Genomic DNA, 15169 nt, shown 5'->3' on the forward strand with positions numbered 1-15169 from the left:
TGTTACTTATAGATAGTGGCACTCTGCCTAACTAGCGGTACTTTTGACGATTATTCGTATGTTTTCTTCTGCTGACCAATCCCTACTGTCTGTGGTCAACCCCGATTCTCCCGAACACGATGTACCCGCCGAGCTCTTCAGCCCCGGCGACACCATTGATTTCACTAGCGACGCTGCGACTGGCAGCACCGAGTCCGACGACGAACTCCAGCTTGAAATGGCGGCCGTTGAGACCGAGCCGGCAACGCAAGAAGCTCCGGTAACCGAAGAGGAACCGAAATTCGCGCCCGGCGAAACTATTCACGATGTTGCCACCGTGAATGGCATGTACCAGAACTGGTTTCTGGACTATGCCAGCTACGTGATTTTGGAGCGGGCCGTGCCCGCCATCGAAGACGGTTTGAAACCCGTGCAGCGCCGCATTCTGCACGCCATGAAGGAAATGGACGATGGCCGCTTCAACAAAGTAGCCAACGTCATTGGCCAGACCATGCAGTACCATCCCCACGGCGATGCCTCCATCGGCGACGCCATGGTGAATCTGGGTCAGAAGGATCTGCTGATTGAAACGCAGGGAAACTGGGGCGACATCCGCACCGGCGACGGTGCCGCCGCGCCGCGTTACATTGAAGCCCGCCTGAGCAAGTTTGCGCTTGATGTAGTTTTCAATCCCGACATTACGGAGTGGCAGATGAGCTACGACGGTCGGAAGCGCGAGCCGACCACGCTACCCGTGAAGTTTCCGCTGCTGCTCGCGCAGGGCGTAGAGGGTATTGCTGTGGGCTTGAGCACCAAGATCATGCCCCACAACTTCCGCGAGTTGTGCAAAGCCAGCATCGACGTGCTGCGGGGCCGTGACATTCAGCTCTTCCCCGACTTCCCAACCGGCGGCCTCTGCGACGTAACCAACTACAACGGTGGCTTGCGTGGGGCCAAAATCCGTCTGCGCGCCACTATCGAGAAGGTTGATAAGACCCTGCTCGTCATCCGCGACATTCCGTACGGCACCACTACTACGGCGCTGATGGAAAGCATCGTGAAGGCCTCGGAAGCCAACAAGATCAAGATCCGGAAGGTAGTAGACAACACGGCTGCGGCGGTGGAAATCCAGGTGCACTTGCCCACGGGCGTGTCGCCGGATTTGACCATGGACGCGCTGTACGCCTTCACTGATTGCGAAATCAGCATCTCGCCCAACACCTGCGTTATTATCGAGGAAAAGCCGCGCTTTGTGGCTGTGGAGGACATGTTGCGCCTCAGCACCGAGAAAACGGTGCGCCTGTTGGAGCGAGAGCTGGAAATCAGGCAGGAGGAGCTACAGGAAAAGTGGCATTCGGCTTCGCTGGAAAAGATTTTCATCGAGAATCGCATTTACCGCAAAATCGAGGAGTGCGAGACTTGGGAAGACATTCTGACCACCATTGACACCGGCCTGAAAAAGTTTGTGCGGGTGGAAGGGGATAAGGCGAAGGCCAACGACACACGCATTGTGCTGCGCCGTGCCATCGAGGAAGACGACCTCACCCGCCTTACCGAAATCCGCATCAAGCGCATTAGCAAGTACGACGGCTTCAAGGCCGAGGAATATATTCAGAAGCTGGAAACCGAGCTGGCTGAAGTAGCCGACCATTTGGCCAACATCACACGCTATGCCATCCATTACTTCGAGGGTCTGCTGAAAAAGTACGGCCAGAACCGGGAGCGAAAAACACAGCTGCGCACTTTCGACGTGGTAACGGCCCAAAAGGTAGCTGTGGCCAACCAGAAACTCTACGTAAACCGCCAAGACGGTTTTGTAGGGTACGGTCTCAAGAAAGACGAGCTTGTGTGTGACTGCTCGGACCTCGACGACATCATTGCCATCAAGCGCGACGGGACGTTTATGGTCACCCGCATTGCCGAGAAAACCTTTGTGGGCAAAGACATCCTGCACGTCGGCGTCTACAACAAGAACGACGACCGGTTGGTGTACAACATGGTGTACCAGGATGGTGCTTCCGGCATCAGCTTCGCCAAACGATTCTTGGTAACCGGCATCACCCGTGACAAAACCTACGACCTCACCAAAGGGACGAAGGGCACCAAAACGCTTTATCTAACCGCCAACCCTAATTCGGAGTCCGAAGTTGTAAGCATACAGCTGGCCGATAAGGCGCCGGCGCGGGTGAAACAGTTCGACTTCGATTTTGCTGAACTGGCCATCAAAGGCAAAGGGTCGATGGGCAACATCGTAACCAAGCAGCCCATCAAGAAAATCACCCGCACCAGCCTCGGTGACTCCACTCTTGGCGGGCGCGAAGTGTTCTTTGACGCAGTGGTTGGACGCCTCAATACCGCCGGCCACGGCCGCTACCTCGGCACCTTCGACACCGACGATATGATACTGGTAGTGCACAAGGATGGAAGCTATGAGTTGAAGTCACCCGATCCTACTCTCCACTTCGATGTGCCTACTATTGTGTTGCTACGCAAGTTCGAGCCCGAAACGGTTGTTAGCACACTGTATGTTGAAGGGGAGTCGAAAACGCACTATATAAAGCGGTTCCGAATCGAGACTAGTACGCCGAATAAAAGGTTTGTCTTCATTTCGGAAACCAAAGGCTCGAAACTGTTGTGCGCCACTTGTCACCCCGAGCCGCAACTGGAAGTAAAGCTGCAGCGTGACAAGAAGGCTGACAAGGAGAATGAAAAAATCCACCTGCACCAGTTCATTGATGTGAAGGGCTGGAAGGCCATGGGCAACAAGCTTAACTACTTCAAAATACACGCTGCCACACTGCTTACCGACGAAGGTCCCGAGCCGCAGCGCCGCGAAGTAGCCAAGAAGCGCGGCCCCGCTACCATTCCGCGTCCTAGCACTGCAGAAGGAAGCCGCGACGAGGCAAGCGCGCCATTGCCTGACCTGACTGGTCCTGTAGATATTTCGGCCGACGAAATAGCACAAGCACAAGCCATACTCAAAACGCCAAAGTCGCAGCTGAAGCTATTTTAACGTAATCGAAAACGCTCCACCAAATCTTGGTGGGGCGTTTTGCGTTTGTAGCTGGACTGTGGGCGTATTGTGCTTATTGCTCTACCACGAGAAGCAGCCTGAACTACTGCTGGGGTATCTGCGGTTAGAATAAAGTCCTTCTATGCACCAGAAACAGCCTGCGCCGGATTCAGCGCATGGTCTTTGTATCTGGCGTAAAAGCCGCAGTTTTGTGGGCTTGTCTGTTGTCATGAAGTTGCTAGGTCGTTTGTGTGTGCTGATGTTGCTGACGTGCCTATGGGTTGCGCCAGCAGATGCGCAGTTTCGTAGAGCGAAGGCCAAGCCAGTCCGTCAGGAAGAATCGCCTCTTTCTGCTGAAGTAACCAAGCTTCTGGCCGAAGCGAAATCGTTGCAGGCGCAGTACAAAGAATCGGAGGCGCTAGCTAGGTACGAGTTGGTCTTGGCCAAAGCGCCCGCCACCTACGAAGCCCTGTGGCGGGCCGCTGTTCTGAGCGTGCGCATAGGCTCGCGGTACACCGATGAGACCCGAAAAATTGCGTATTTCTCGGCGGCGCGGCTCTATTCCAGCCGCGCCCTAGTGGTACGCCCGGAAGGAGCCGAAAGCAACTATGCCGAAGCACTAGCACTAGCCAACCAGGCAACGCTGCTTACTGCTCGGGCCCGGCTTCTGGCCTACCGCGAAATGCGGCCCTACATTTTCAAAGCCGTAGCCGTTCGCCCCGACTATGCAGATGCGTTGCAGCTGTTAGGTCGTTGGCATTTTCGCGTCGACCATTACAACATACTCGAACGAATATTCAGCCGGCTTTTCTTAGGAGGAACTCCCAATGAAGCAAGTAGCAATGCGGCAATAGAAGCTCTTACGAAGGCTCATAAGCTTGAACCCCAACGAATTCAGTTTGCCTACGATTTGGCGCGGATTCACATTGCCGAAAAGCAGCGCACTAGCGCCGTTGCGGTCTTGCAAGATGCTATTGAAATTACGCCCGTCACGGCCGAGGAGCTGGAAATCAGCCGGCGCTGCCGCAAGCTACTAGTCCAACTCAACCGGAAAATGCTGAAGCAAGTCCATAGCCACCTGCGAGAAATAGAGTGAGCTTTTAGCTTAGCAGGCGTCCTGTAAAAATGCACTTAAAGGGTGGCAGATAGGAGCAAATCGGGTTTAAAATGCCACACTCGGTGCCTATCTTTTACCTTTGCAGACTACTTGTAGGTTGAAATCCGTGTTTGTAGCTCCTTTGCGTCATTTCTTACTTCTGTTGCCTGTTTTAGGGCTTCTGGCTACCGCCTCTTGCACTAGTGCGTCTAGTGAAGAGCAGCCGGAAACAATGGTTGATTTGACCACGGTGCAAAGCGGCCCCAAGATTCAGGCCGAGGAACTTGACGGAGCCATTAGCCGCCAGCCGCGCAACGCCTCACTCTACGCGCGCCGGGCCGCATTTCGACTTGATGCTGGCCAGATAGAACCCGCCATGCGTGACATCACCACGGCGCTCGACCTTGACGATACGCCCGGTGAGTTTCATTTCACCAAGGCCCGTGCCCTCCGGGCGCAAGGCAAGTATGAGGCCGCCCTCGACGCCGCCGACGTGGCCTCGCAACACGGCTATGCGTCGCCGGAACTGAACTTGCTGGTCGGCGAAACGCATCTTGCATCCCGTCACTACCAAACTGCCATCGACTACCTCGACCGCGCGCTGCAGCAGGAACCTGACCACACAGCCGCTTTGTTCTACAAGGGTGTTGCCTACATAGGGCTCCAGGATACCGTGCAGGCGCTTGACTATTTACGCGCGAGTTTGGCCCGTGACCCACGCCAACCAGAAACTTTACATCAACTGGCTTTTCTTTCAAACGCCTTTCGGCAGCCCGCCATTGCGGCCGTTTACGCCGCCCGGGGCTTGCGGCTGGCACCCAACTACGGCCCCCTCTGGTATGACTACGGCCGCCAGTTCGAGCTGCAGAACATGCCCGATAGCGCCACGCGCATCTATACCCGAGTCGTGCAACTCGACACTACGTTCTACCGCGCCGATTACCGCCTAGCGCTGGCGGCGTACGAAAAGCGGAAATATGCCGATGCTGTTCCGCACCTCCAACGGGCTCTACGCCGCGCCCCACGCTTGCAAGGCGCTCGGCAGATGCTGGGAGAGAGTCTAGAGAGCTTAGGTCGCTATGAGGAGGCTACTGAGCAATATCGGTTTCTAGTGGCCGAGAACCCCGGTAACCGCCACTGGACATATAAAGTGTGGAAAGTAGGCAACCGGGCCCGCGGCATCATTGTGGACGAAACACCCCGGCGGCCAGCCGCACCTGAAGAGCGCATAGAGCCTATTTCAGTTTTGCGGCCAAAGCTGTAATTGGCTTTATGAGTGAGTTGTTTGATGACCGAAGTTCCAACAGCGCCACTCAACAGCTAGCCATTACGCAATTCAACCTAACTTGCAGCCTCACGCTGTTTGTATAGCTAAATTTTTAATTCATGATTGACATCACGCTCCCCGACGGCTCGGTGCGCCAGTTTGTAGATGGCGCCACGGGCTTTGATGTAGCATCCAGTATCAGTGAGGGCTTGGCCCGCAATGCCTTAGGCGTCCGCGTCAATGGTGAGGTGCGCGACCTACACCGCCCCATTGGCCAAAATGCCAACCTGGAAATTCTCACCTGGAACGACCAAGACGGCAAAGCTACTTTCTGGCATTCTTCGGCGCACTTGCTGGCCGAAGCCCTCGAAGCGCTATATCCCGGCGTGAAGCTCGGTATCGGCCCGAGCATTGAAAACGGTTTCTACTACGACGTCGACCTCGGCGAAGGCCGCACTATTTCCAGCGAGGACTTCCCCGAAATCGAAAAGAAGATGCTGGAACTGGCCAAAAAGAAAAGCCAGTACGAGCGTAAGGAAGTAAGCAAGGCCGATGCTATTGCCTACTTCACTGAAAAGGCTGACCCTTATAAGCTGGATCTGCTGGAACGCCTCGAAGACGGTTCCATCACTTTCTATACGCAAGGGGACTTCACCGACCTGTGCCGCGGACCGCACATCCCCGATACGAGCCCTATCAAAGCCGTTAAGCTGCTCAACGTGGCCGGTGCCTACTGGCGCGGCGACGAAAAGAACAAGCAGCTCACGCGTATTTACGGCATCACTTTCCCAAAAGCGAAAGAGCTAACTGAATACCTAGAAAGGTTGGAGGAAGCCAAGCGCCGCGACCACCGCAAGCTGGGCAAAGAGCTGGAGCTATTTACCTTCAGTGAGAAAGTAGGAGCGGGGCTACCGCTTTGGCTGCCCAAAGGCACCTTGTTGCGCGAACGGCTCGAGCAGTTTTTGCGCCGGGCCCAGGTGAAAGCTGGCTATCAGCCCGTCGTGACGCCGCACATTGGAGCCAAGGAACTGTATGTGACCAGTGGCCACTACGAGAAGTACGGGGCCGATTCGTTCCAGCCCATCAAGACGCCAAATCCGGGCGAGGAGTTCTTCCTCAAGCCCATGAACTGCCCGCACCACTGCGAAATCTACAAGTCAAAGCCCCGCTCATACCGCGACCTTCCGGTGCGACTAGCAGAGTTTGGTACGGTGTATCGCTACGAGCAAAGTGGCGAGTTACATGGTCTAACGCGGGTGCGCGGCTTCACGCAGGATGATGCCCACATCTTCTGTCGGCCAGATCAAGTAAAGGAAGAGTTTACCAAGGTTATTGACATTGTCCTTTATGTACTTAAGGCGCTAGATTTTCCTGACTTCACCGCTCAGATCTCGCTCCGTGACCCGGAGAACAAGACCAAATACATTGGGTCGGATGAGAACTGGGCGCGGGCCGAAACGGCCATTCAGGAGGCTGCTGCCGAGAAAGGACTTAACACGGTAACTGAACTTGGCGAAGCCGCCTTCTACGGTCCTAAGCTCGACTTTATGGTGCGCGACGCCCTCGGCCGTAAGTGGCAGCTAGGCACCATTCAGGTTGACTACAACTTGCCCGAGCGTTTCGATTTAGAGTACGTAGCTTCCGACAACTCCCGTCAGCGTCCCGTCATGATTCACCGTGCGCCATTTGGCTCGCTCGAGCGTTTTGTGGCCGTACTCATCGAGCACTGTGGTGGTAACTTCCCACTGTGGCTGTCACCCGAGCAGTTTGCGGTGCTGCCTATTTCCGAGAAATACCACGACTATGCCCAGCAGATCCACGACACGTTGGTGCAAGCTGAACTACGCGGCACTGTGGACCACCGCGACGAGAAAATTGGCCGCAAAATTCGTGATGCGGAAGTGTCGAAAGTGCCTTACATGCTGATTGTAGGGGAGAAGGAGCAGGAAAACGGCATTGTTTCGGTGCGCAAGCATGGCGAAGGCGACATTGGCTCGATGCCCATTGCTGATTTTATCAAGAGCTTCCAGACCCAAGTAGCCGACATGATGGACGGCAAAACAGCCTAATCCAGAAGTAGCTGAGTTCTTAGCAGGACCTTACTGAGAGTTGGACTACCTGAACAAAGGTGCCCAATGCTCGTAAGGTCCTGCTAGCGACTTCGAACCGTTCCATTTTTTCTAATGCTTAATGGCAATTTTATATAGCCTTTTTTGAGCGTTTGGAAAAAATGGCGGATATTTGCCCGCTGATTGAACCCATTGAGCTAGTCTCATGTCATTTCAGTCCTAGAAAAGTATTTAGCTCACCCTTCAAGAGAACCAGCCATAGCTACCCCCAATCGCCGCTATATTCCTCGCGCTCAGGTCGAGGAGCCGTTTAAAATCAATCAGAAGATTACGGCTCGGGAAGTGCGCCTCGTCGGTGACAACATCGAACAAGGCATCTATTCAATTGATCAAGCCCGGCGCCTAGCGCAGGAGCAGAACCTCGACCTTGTTGAGATTTCGCCCACTGCGGTTCCGCCTGTTTGCCGCGTCATCGACTACTCTAAGTTTAAGTACGAGCAGAAGAAGAAGACCCGCGAACTGAAAGCCAAGCAAACCAAAGTTATCCTGAAGGAAATCCGTTTCGGTCCTAACACCGATGACCACGACTTCGCCTTTAAGCTGAAGCACGCGCAGGAATTCCTGAAGGAAGGTGCCAAGATCAAGGCGTATGTTCACTTCGTAGGACGGAGTATCGTCTTCAAGGAGCGTGGCGAGATTTTGCTGCTCAAGTTTGCACAGGCCTTGGAAGATCTGGCGAAAGTAGAGCAACTTCCCAAGCTGGAAGGCAAGCGCATGTTCCTCTACCTGGCTCCCAAAGCAGTAGCACCCGCTAAGCCCAAGCCAGCGGCAGCGCCTGCCGCTCCTAAGGAAGCTGGCAAGGACAAAGCCGGACAGCCCGCCTCATAAGCAGCTGCCGAATAAAGAGTTTTTTCGATGGCTTCGGCCATTTTGTACGCTGGCGCCCCGGCCCTAGGCAGCCGACCGCCGCAGTTTTTTCACTTTTTACCACCTCCACAATGCCGAAAATGAAGACCAAGTCCGGCGCCAAAAAGCGTTTTACGCTGACCGGCACGGGCAAAATCAAGCGTAAGCACGCTTTCAAGAGCCACATTCTGACAAAAAAGTCGACCAAGCAAAAGCGTAATCTTACGCACGTTACCTTGGTAAGCTCGGCGGACATGAACCGCGTGAAAGATATGCTTACGATGTAATTGCTGATAGTTGGTTGTTGATTGCTCTTTTTAAGAGCATTGTCAGCAAGCAGCAGATAGCCATTACCCATTTAAACATTTAAACCAGGCGTCCGGCTAAAAACAAAGACAAGGCAAACGCTCTGTCGCCGACCGCCAAAAAACAAACAGGTTATGCCAAGAAGTGTCAACCACGTGGCTTCGCGCCACCGTCGGAAAAAAGTAATGCGTTTGGCGAAAGGCTACTTCGGCCGTCGCAAGAACGTTTGGACCGTTGCCAAAAACGCCGTTGAAAAAGGTCTGCTCTACGCATACCGCGACCGTAAGACCAAAAAGCGCGAGTTCCGTGCCCTCTGGATTCAGCGTATTAACGCTGGTGCCCGTGAGCATGGTCTATCGTACTCGCAGCTGATGGGCGGTCTGAAGAAGGCTGGCATCGACCTCAACCGCAAAGTTCTGGCTGATTTGGCCCTGAACCACCCCGAGGCTTTCCGCGGCATCGTGGAGAAAGTTAAGTAGTCTGATTTCTGATTAAGCTCAACAAAAAGAGCCTGGCCACTTCGGTCAGGCTCTTTTTGTTGGTGGCTGCTAAAGCGTGTACTGAGAGTTTAAAACCACCCCAAATGGCATGCTTTAGCAAGCAGACTTAAATCAAGCAAATGCTTTAGGTAGGCAAGACACAGCAGGCACCATTCAACAGCCTTGCTTTATACTCTAGTTTAATCATGTAAGGGGCGTTTTTTAAGCATACCCCCGACGGCATCATCTACGCTCTGCTGAACCAAGAAGGCCTGAGAGTCGATGCGCTTCACCTCCTCACGCAGCTTCGGTAGCTCCAGCCGTGTGACTACCGTAAAGATGATATTAATTTCCTCGCGGTGCTCCCCACGCTTGCCAAAGCCGCTCTGGCCTTTGTACACGGTCACTCCCCGGCCCATACTGTTCGTGATAACTTGCCGAATCTCATCGCTGCGAGTGGAGATGATGGTTACGCCCGTATACTGCTCGATACCGTTGAGGAAGAAGTCTAATGTTTTGGAGGCGGCAGCATATGTCAGGATGGAATAGAGGGCTTGCGTGATTCCTAACACAAAAGCAGCAGCCCCAAAAATGAAAACGTTCATCAACAGAATGATGTCACTCACTTTCAGCAGAGGAGTGTGCCGGTTGATGAGCAAGGCTAGTATCTCTGTGCCATCGAGGACGGCCCCGCCGCGCATTGCCAAACCAATACCTGCCCCGAGGAATACTCCCCCAAATACAGCCGTTAGCAACAGGTCGGGGGTGATGTCGGGGTAGGGTACTACCGCGACGCACAGGGCTAAGCCACCAATAGCCGCAGCCCCTTTCAGGGCGAATGCTCCGCCCATCTGCCGGTAGCCAAGTAGCAGAAAAGGGATGTTGATGAGCAGCAGTCCGTAGGAGAGGGGGAGTTTGAGAGTAGCCGACAGCAACATGGAGATACCTGTGGCACCCCCGTCGATGAAGTGGTTGGGTAGCAAAAATGACTTCAAACCCATTCCGGCCGACAAGATGCCTGCCATCACCAAAGACGTACTTCCTAGTGCCGAGAAAAAGCGTTTCCAGGATTGTGTGGAGATGATGGCCGTAGAGGAACCGTAGGCAGTGGTTTGCGCGGGAACACGCTTCTTGAGGAGGAAAATTTGTTGGAACAGCATAGACAAAGCAATTACTGGACTACTACACTACCTGCCTACTGGCATTCCCCTCCAAAACCAGCCATTTTAATTGCTGCCAGCAGGCAGCTTCCCTCCATCAAATTGTGCTTCAGAAGGAATAGGGAAAAGCAATATAACTTTTTGCGACGGCCTTACCTACTTGACTTTGAGGTGCTTCCAGTTGCTCCTTTCATAGGACAAGCAACTAGTTTTTGTCTTATAGGAACTTGGCGCTTGCCTAGATTAGTCTGTCTGCAGACGCTATGTTTCTGCCTTGTGTCGTTTCGAGCGAAACCTGGTCATAGATGACCACTTGTGTTGAAGCAGTAGTCAGTGTATCTGGTGCGCCAACAACCTTCAGGGTAAGGTTCTGGGATACAAATCCTAAGCTTATTCCTTGTTGTCTTCTTCGTATAGCCAGGCCATCTGGCTTTGGCTAACGGCAGCAGGCAATAGGCGCATAATGGTGTTGCGTAAGCCGGTTAGCAACAGATTTTCCAACTGACCTACGCGGCCTAACTGCCAAGAAGTTCGCACGATGCGCGTCGTGCGAGGCAGGCGGCGCTTTTCGAAGCGGCGAAAAGCGTCGGTTATTAGGGGTGTATGACGTAGACAGGCTACTAACTCTGCCGCGTCTTCCATGGCCATACCAGCGCCCTGACCGAGGTTGGGAGTGGTAGCGTGACCGGCATCTCCGAGCAGCAGTACGCGCCCGAAAGCTAGCTGGCGAAGAGGCTTGAGGTCCAGAATATCGTTCCAGAGCAACTCCTCGTTGCGAGTGAGACCAAGCAGAGCGGGTACGGGTGCCGGAAACGAGTGAAACTCCCGCTGCAAATCGGCCACCCGATACGCGCGAAACTTGGGGTTCTGCGGTGCAGGGCTGTTGAGGCAGGCAAACCAGTACACTTGGCCGTTCCCCACGGGCACGTAGCCAAAACGCCGGCCATAGTTGCCCCATATCTCTCCTGATTGGCCCTCCGGCAACTCTAGTTGAGCCGCCTCCACCACGGCTCGCCAGCACGTATAGCCCGCATAACGCGGCTCTGTGGCCGGTAGCAACTGGCGGCGCACACGAGAACGAATACCATCGGCCCCAATCAGAAAATCAGCTTGCGCGGTGGTGCCGTCTGTGAAAAAAGCTTCTACGCCCGTAGGCGTTTGCTGAAAGCCTTCAAAAGGTTTGCCTAGAACTAGTGTGTCGGCAGGCAACCCCTGAAGCAGCGCTTGCTGGAGCGTGGCTCGGTGAATACCTACGTTATCAAACCCTAGGGCACGAGTAAATACAGAAGTATCCGCGTTCTGCAATAAGCGGCCGTTTTGGTCGAAGAGCTTAAGAGAAGTAACAGCCGAGCCGAGCGGATGCACTGACTCGTGGAGGCCTAGTTGCTGCAAGGCGCGCATGGCATTGGCGCCGAGCACGAGGCCAGCACCTACTTCGCGCAATATTGGGGCCGCTTCATACACCTGCACAGAGTGGCCAAGCCCGAGTAAGCCATGCGCCGTAGCTAGTCCACCTAAACCCGCGCCAATAACAATGAAATGTGCCATAAATTATCTGCTGGCTTAACGCTACTGATGTGGCGTGCCATCAGATAAAGAACGAAATAAGCGCTGGAAGTAGATGAAACGGCAAGTTGTATGAGCAACTCGTCAACCTGTAGGCAGCAGAGCGTGTGTTGTTTATCACGCCGCATAAGGTTAGTAGTTGTGCTTCAATGACGTTGAAGGGTGCTTGTCTGCCGCCGATAGAAGCGGTTAGCACCTAAGGCGATTGGCAGCCCAATGCACACGATGATAACAAGCAATTCCACTGCCGCATGCTCCAGGCGAAAGGGTGCAGCCGGTACGCGAGAGGTAGGTACTACCAGTAAGTTCATCACCAGCCACACGAAGGTACCATAGAGTACTCCAACCAGAACAGGATGCAGCGAAGGGCGCCAGCGCGGGTAGAGCCACAGGAAGAAGAAGGCGGTGAAGAGGAAGGCAATGCTGTAGTGCAGCAGCAAGCCCCACAGTGCCATGCCCGTGCCACCGGTTAGGGCCTGCGTGCCCCACACGCCGCTGGCCACATAGCGCAACACGTTCAGCGGTGAGCGGCCTGTAGTTAAGTAGTACTTGCTTAGGGCCGTGGTAATGTCCAGAGTGCCGGCGACCAGCGCCGTGCCAATCAATGCTCGGCCCAGACCGGGAGAAATGGAAGTAGCCATGAGGGTAGGGTGGGATAGGAGTTGGAATTGCGCTGTTACTCGCTTACGCTGAGCAAGATACGATTCTGCGCTGTCCGTTCTACCAAGGTTAATTAATTGCAGATTTCAGTAGTAAATACCTTCTAGATAAACTTGTACTGCTAATCAGGCATCACTTGGCCTGTATCGACATGCTGGTTGTTGAGCCTAAGTAAATCATAGAGATATAGTAGGCTGCTCCCTGGAAGGCTACGAAAGAGCAGTAGCCCGCACTGCATCTTGAAGCTAGAGCAAGCGTAGCGGCGCCCCTTCCTTTTCTAGCAGTATAAACCATGGATTAAGCGGTATTTTATGCGGATCAAGAGCTGGTGCATCTAGGCACTACACTATTTGCTCTTATCTAGCACTACTGTTTGTTTGCCCTTACCCCTTTATGAAGCGACTGTGCTTGTTGCTACTCTTGTTGATGGCTGGCTTTGCCAGCCCGGCGGAACCGTTGTATCCGTTGCTTAACACGACCTCCATTGACAGCCTGCGCCGGGTTCTATGGAGAAGCCCACCCAATGTCCGCCGTGCTAGGTTGTTGCTTGCACTAAGCAATAGCCTGATTAATAGCCACGAAGAGTTGGATACGCCGTTGGATAGCGCTTATGCTTACGGCAGGCAGGCAGAAGTATTAAGTAAGGCCCTACGGGCTACCGACGAGCAGATTGGCAGCCAGTACACTTTGGGGCGCATTATGCAGTATCTGCCTACGCCAGCCGATGGAAAAGGCCTGATTCGGCAGGCACTAGCTAGAAGCCATCAGCGGGGCAACAAGCGCCAGGAAGCCGAAGGCTGGTACTACTTAGGCGTTGCCTATCCCCGCTCCGCAACGGGCATTTCGCAGCGCATTACCTGTTTTCAACGAGCGGCAACCTTATACCAAGCACTCGGCGACAAAGAAAAGGAAGCTTTCATCTTGAAAGCCATTGCCGATATGTACCTAGTGCAAGGCAACTCGCTCCAAGCCCGTGACGAGTTGCTTCGAGTCGTTGCGCTGTACCGGTCCGTCGGCTATCGTCGGTTGCACTACACCTATGACTTGCTGAGGGCAGCAAGTAGGAACTCCGGCAACTTCAAAGAGGCATTGCGGTATGGCATTGCCGCTATTGAAAGTGCAGAAACTACCAAGGACACGGCGTCGCTAGCGTATTTCTATACGACGGTGGGCACGGTGTACACCAACCTAAATCAACCAGAGGAAGCATTCCGCTATTTCAAACAAGCGCTCAAACATGCGCACTACCAAAAAACCGTTCTGCCTATTCTCGATATAGCGGGGGGCATAGCGTATGTGCTCATTGCCCAGCAGCAGCCCAGGCAAGCTCTTGCGTTTTTTCAGCAAGAAATCCGGGCTTATCCCGCCACTGACAACTATCATCTCTACTACGTGTATCTGACCCTGGCCACCTGCTATACCGCAACCGAGCAGTTTGAGGTAGCGGAAAAGTATGAAGCTCGGCTAATTTCTTTATTGCGAGATAAAAAGGTGTATGCCGACGACTATAGTCAACAGCTTACTGCCTACTTCAGGCTTAGTCAATTGTGCGTATCAACTCAGCGGTATGAAAAAGCCCGGGGTTTTCTGCGTCAGGCAAAGACCTTGCAACCACGCGTTGGTAGTGCAGCCATTGCGGCCAAATTGGAGCTTCTGCTGTTTAAGGTAGACTCGGCGGAAACCAAATTCCCAGCGGCCATTGCGCACTACCAGCGCTATAAAGCCCTGAATGACTCGATATTCAACGAAACCAAGAACAAGCAACTCGCCAGTCTCGAAGTCCAGTACGACACTCGCAAAAAAGAGCAGAATATCGCTTTGCTTACCAAGCAAACGCAAGTGCAGCAAGCTAGCCTCCGGCAGCGGGAGTTTCAGCGTAATGCGTTTTTTGTGGGGGCGCTGCTGCTGGCACTGGTATTAGGCTTGGTGTACAACCGCTACCGCCTCAAACAGCGTAGCAACCACCTGTTAGAAGACAAGCAGGCCGAAATCAATCAGCAAAACCAGTCCTTGCACGACCTGCTGCAAGAAAAAGACTGGATGCTCCGGGAGATTCATCACCGCGTCAAAAACAATCTGGAAATTATCAGCAGCCTACTGGAAACGCAGTCCGATTACATCCAGGAGCCATCGGCGCTGGCCGCGCTGCGGGAAGGCCAAAACCGGGTCCACGCCATGGCTCTGATTCACCAGAAACTCTACCAATCCGAAAACCTGGCGGTGGTGAATATGCAAGCGTACATCGGCGAAATCACCGAGTATCTGTTGGAATCCTTTGATTGCCAGGATACTGTGCGGATGGAGCTTGCAGTGGTCCCCGTCGAGTTAGAAGTAACGCTAGCTACTCCGCTAGGACTCATCATCAACGAAGCCCTGACCAACGCCCTGAAGTACGCGTTTCAGCCGCAGCAGCCCGGCACAATTACCGTCGAGTTGGTGGAGGCCGGCCAGGGGCAGTACCACTTAACCATTGCCGACGACGGAGCAGGTTTCCCTCCCGGATTCAACCTAGAGGACAGTCATACCATGGGCCTCACCATCATGCGCGGGCTGAGCGGGCAGATTGACGGTACCCTGCGCATCACCCAAACGCCGGGCGTACGCATCAGCCTGGCGTTTGCGGCGGTGACCAGCCCTGTTCAGGCTACGTTTTTGCCGGTTTAGCGCC

Annotated in this window: 11 protein-coding genes; 8 read left to right on the forward strand and 3 right to left on the reverse strand. The window is 53.9% G+C overall.

Annotation, left to right across the window (positions count from 1 at the left end):
• The first annotated feature begins 58 nt into the window (after window positions 1-58).
• From P1X16_RS08675 to rplT, 7 genes are all read left to right on the forward strand, one after another.
• A complete protein-coding gene (locus tag P1X16_RS08675; protein WP_277227546.1) occupies window positions 59-2992 on the forward strand; it encodes a DNA gyrase/topoisomerase IV subunit A in 2934 nt (977 codons plus the stop codon).
• Between the two features lie 142 nt (window positions 2993-3134).
• Window positions 3135-4088, forward strand: a complete 954-nt coding sequence (locus P1X16_RS08680; RefSeq protein WP_277227547.1) for a tetratricopeptide repeat protein — start codon at window positions 3135-3137, stop codon at window positions 4086-4088.
• A 232-nt stretch (window positions 4089-4320) separates the two neighbouring features.
• Window positions 4321-5352: a tetratricopeptide repeat protein gene (locus P1X16_RS08685; protein WP_277227548.1), complete on the forward strand. Its 1032-nt coding sequence runs from the start codon at window positions 4321-4323 to the stop codon at window positions 5350-5352.
• A gap of 122 nt (window positions 5353-5474) precedes the next feature.
• On the forward strand, window positions 5475-7424 hold the full coding sequence (gene thrS / locus P1X16_RS08690; protein ID WP_277227549.1) for a threonine--tRNA ligase: 1950 nt from the start codon (window positions 5475-5477) through the stop codon (window positions 7422-7424).
• Between the two features lie 258 nt (window positions 7425-7682).
• Entirely contained in the window at window positions 7683-8312 is a 630-nt protein-coding gene (gene infC, locus P1X16_RS08695) for a translation initiation factor IF-3 (protein WP_277229514.1), read from the forward strand.
• A gap of 110 nt (window positions 8313-8422) precedes the next feature.
• Window positions 8423-8617, forward strand: coding sequence for a 50S ribosomal protein L35 (rpmI, locus tag P1X16_RS08700; RefSeq protein ID WP_277227550.1), 195 nt, complete (start codon window positions 8423-8425; stop codon window positions 8615-8617).
• A 153-nt stretch (window positions 8618-8770) separates the two neighbouring features.
• Window positions 8771-9115, forward strand: coding sequence for a 50S ribosomal protein L20 (rplT, locus tag P1X16_RS08705; protein WP_245125272.1), 345 nt, complete (start codon window positions 8771-8773; stop codon window positions 9113-9115).
• Window positions 9116-9315: 200 nt separating this feature from the next.
• On the opposite strand, the gene P1X16_RS08710 is transcribed toward rplT, so the two are convergent.
• The 3 genes from P1X16_RS08710 to P1X16_RS08720 all read right to left on the reverse strand — a co-directional run bounded on the left by P1X16_RS08710 (window position 9316) and on the right by P1X16_RS08720 (window position 12482).
• On the reverse strand, window positions 9316-10275 hold the full coding sequence (locus P1X16_RS08710) for a YitT family protein (RefSeq protein WP_277227551.1): 960 nt from the start codon (window positions 10273-10275) through the stop codon (window positions 9316-9318).
• A 390-nt stretch (window positions 10276-10665) separates the two neighbouring features.
• Window positions 10666-11823: an FAD-dependent monooxygenase gene (locus P1X16_RS08715; RefSeq protein WP_277227552.1), complete on the reverse strand. Its 1158-nt coding sequence runs from the start codon at window positions 11821-11823 to the stop codon at window positions 10666-10668.
• A gap of 164 nt (window positions 11824-11987) precedes the next feature.
• On the reverse strand, window positions 11988-12482 hold the full coding sequence (locus P1X16_RS08720) for a hypothetical protein (protein ID WP_277227553.1): 495 nt from the start codon (window positions 12480-12482) through the stop codon (window positions 11988-11990).
• Window positions 12483-12894: 412 nt separating this feature from the next.
• Between P1X16_RS08720 and P1X16_RS08725 the strand changes: the two genes are divergently transcribed.
• A complete protein-coding gene (locus P1X16_RS08725; protein WP_277227554.1) occupies window positions 12895-15165 on the forward strand; it encodes a histidine kinase dimerization/phosphoacceptor domain -containing protein in 2271 nt (756 codons plus the stop codon).
• The last annotated feature ends 4 nt before the right edge of the window (window positions 15166-15169 follow it).

It is taken from the genome of Hymenobacter sp. YC55 (assembly GCF_029433095.1).
In the GTDB taxonomy this organism is placed as follows: Bacteria; Bacteroidota; Bacteroidia; order Cytophagales; family Hymenobacteraceae; genus Hymenobacter.

What these genes read in the sequence shown, in the direction of transcription:
- thrS (WP_277227549.1), top strand. Translation starts at nt 5,475, where the DNA reads ATGATTGACATCACGCTCCCCGACGGCTCGGTGCGCCAGTTTGTAGAT.
- P1X16_RS08685 (WP_277227548.1), top strand. Translation starts at nt 4,321, where the DNA reads ATGGTTGATTTGACCACGGTGCAAAGCGGCCCCAAGATTCAGGCCGAG.
- P1X16_RS08715 (WP_277227552.1), bottom strand. Translation starts at nt 11,823, where the DNA reads ATGGCACATTTCATTGTTATTGGCGCGGGTTTAGGTGGACTAGCTACG.
- rpmI (WP_277227550.1), top strand. Translation starts at nt 8,423, where the DNA reads ATGCCGAAAATGAAGACCAAGTCCGGCGCCAAAAAGCGTTTTACGCTG.
- P1X16_RS08680 (WP_277227547.1), top strand. Translation starts at nt 3,135, where the DNA reads ATGCACCAGAAACAGCCTGCGCCGGATTCAGCGCATGGTCTTTGTATC.
- P1X16_RS08710 (WP_277227551.1), bottom strand. Translation starts at nt 10,275, where the DNA reads ATGCTGTTCCAACAAATTTTCCTCCTCAAGAAGCGTGTTCCCGCGCAA.
- P1X16_RS08725 (WP_277227554.1), top strand. Translation starts at nt 12,895, where the DNA reads ATGAAGCGACTGTGCTTGTTGCTACTCTTGTTGATGGCTGGCTTTGCC.
- P1X16_RS08675 (WP_277227546.1), top strand. Translation starts at nt 59, where the DNA reads ATGTTTTCTTCTGCTGACCAATCCCTACTGTCTGTGGTCAACCCCGAT.
- P1X16_RS08720 (WP_277227553.1), bottom strand. Translation starts at nt 12,482, where the DNA reads ATGGCTACTTCCATTTCTCCCGGTCTGGGCCGAGCATTGATTGGCACG.
- rplT (WP_245125272.1), top strand. Translation starts at nt 8,771, where the DNA reads ATGCCAAGAAGTGTCAACCACGTGGCTTCGCGCCACCGTCGGAAAAAA.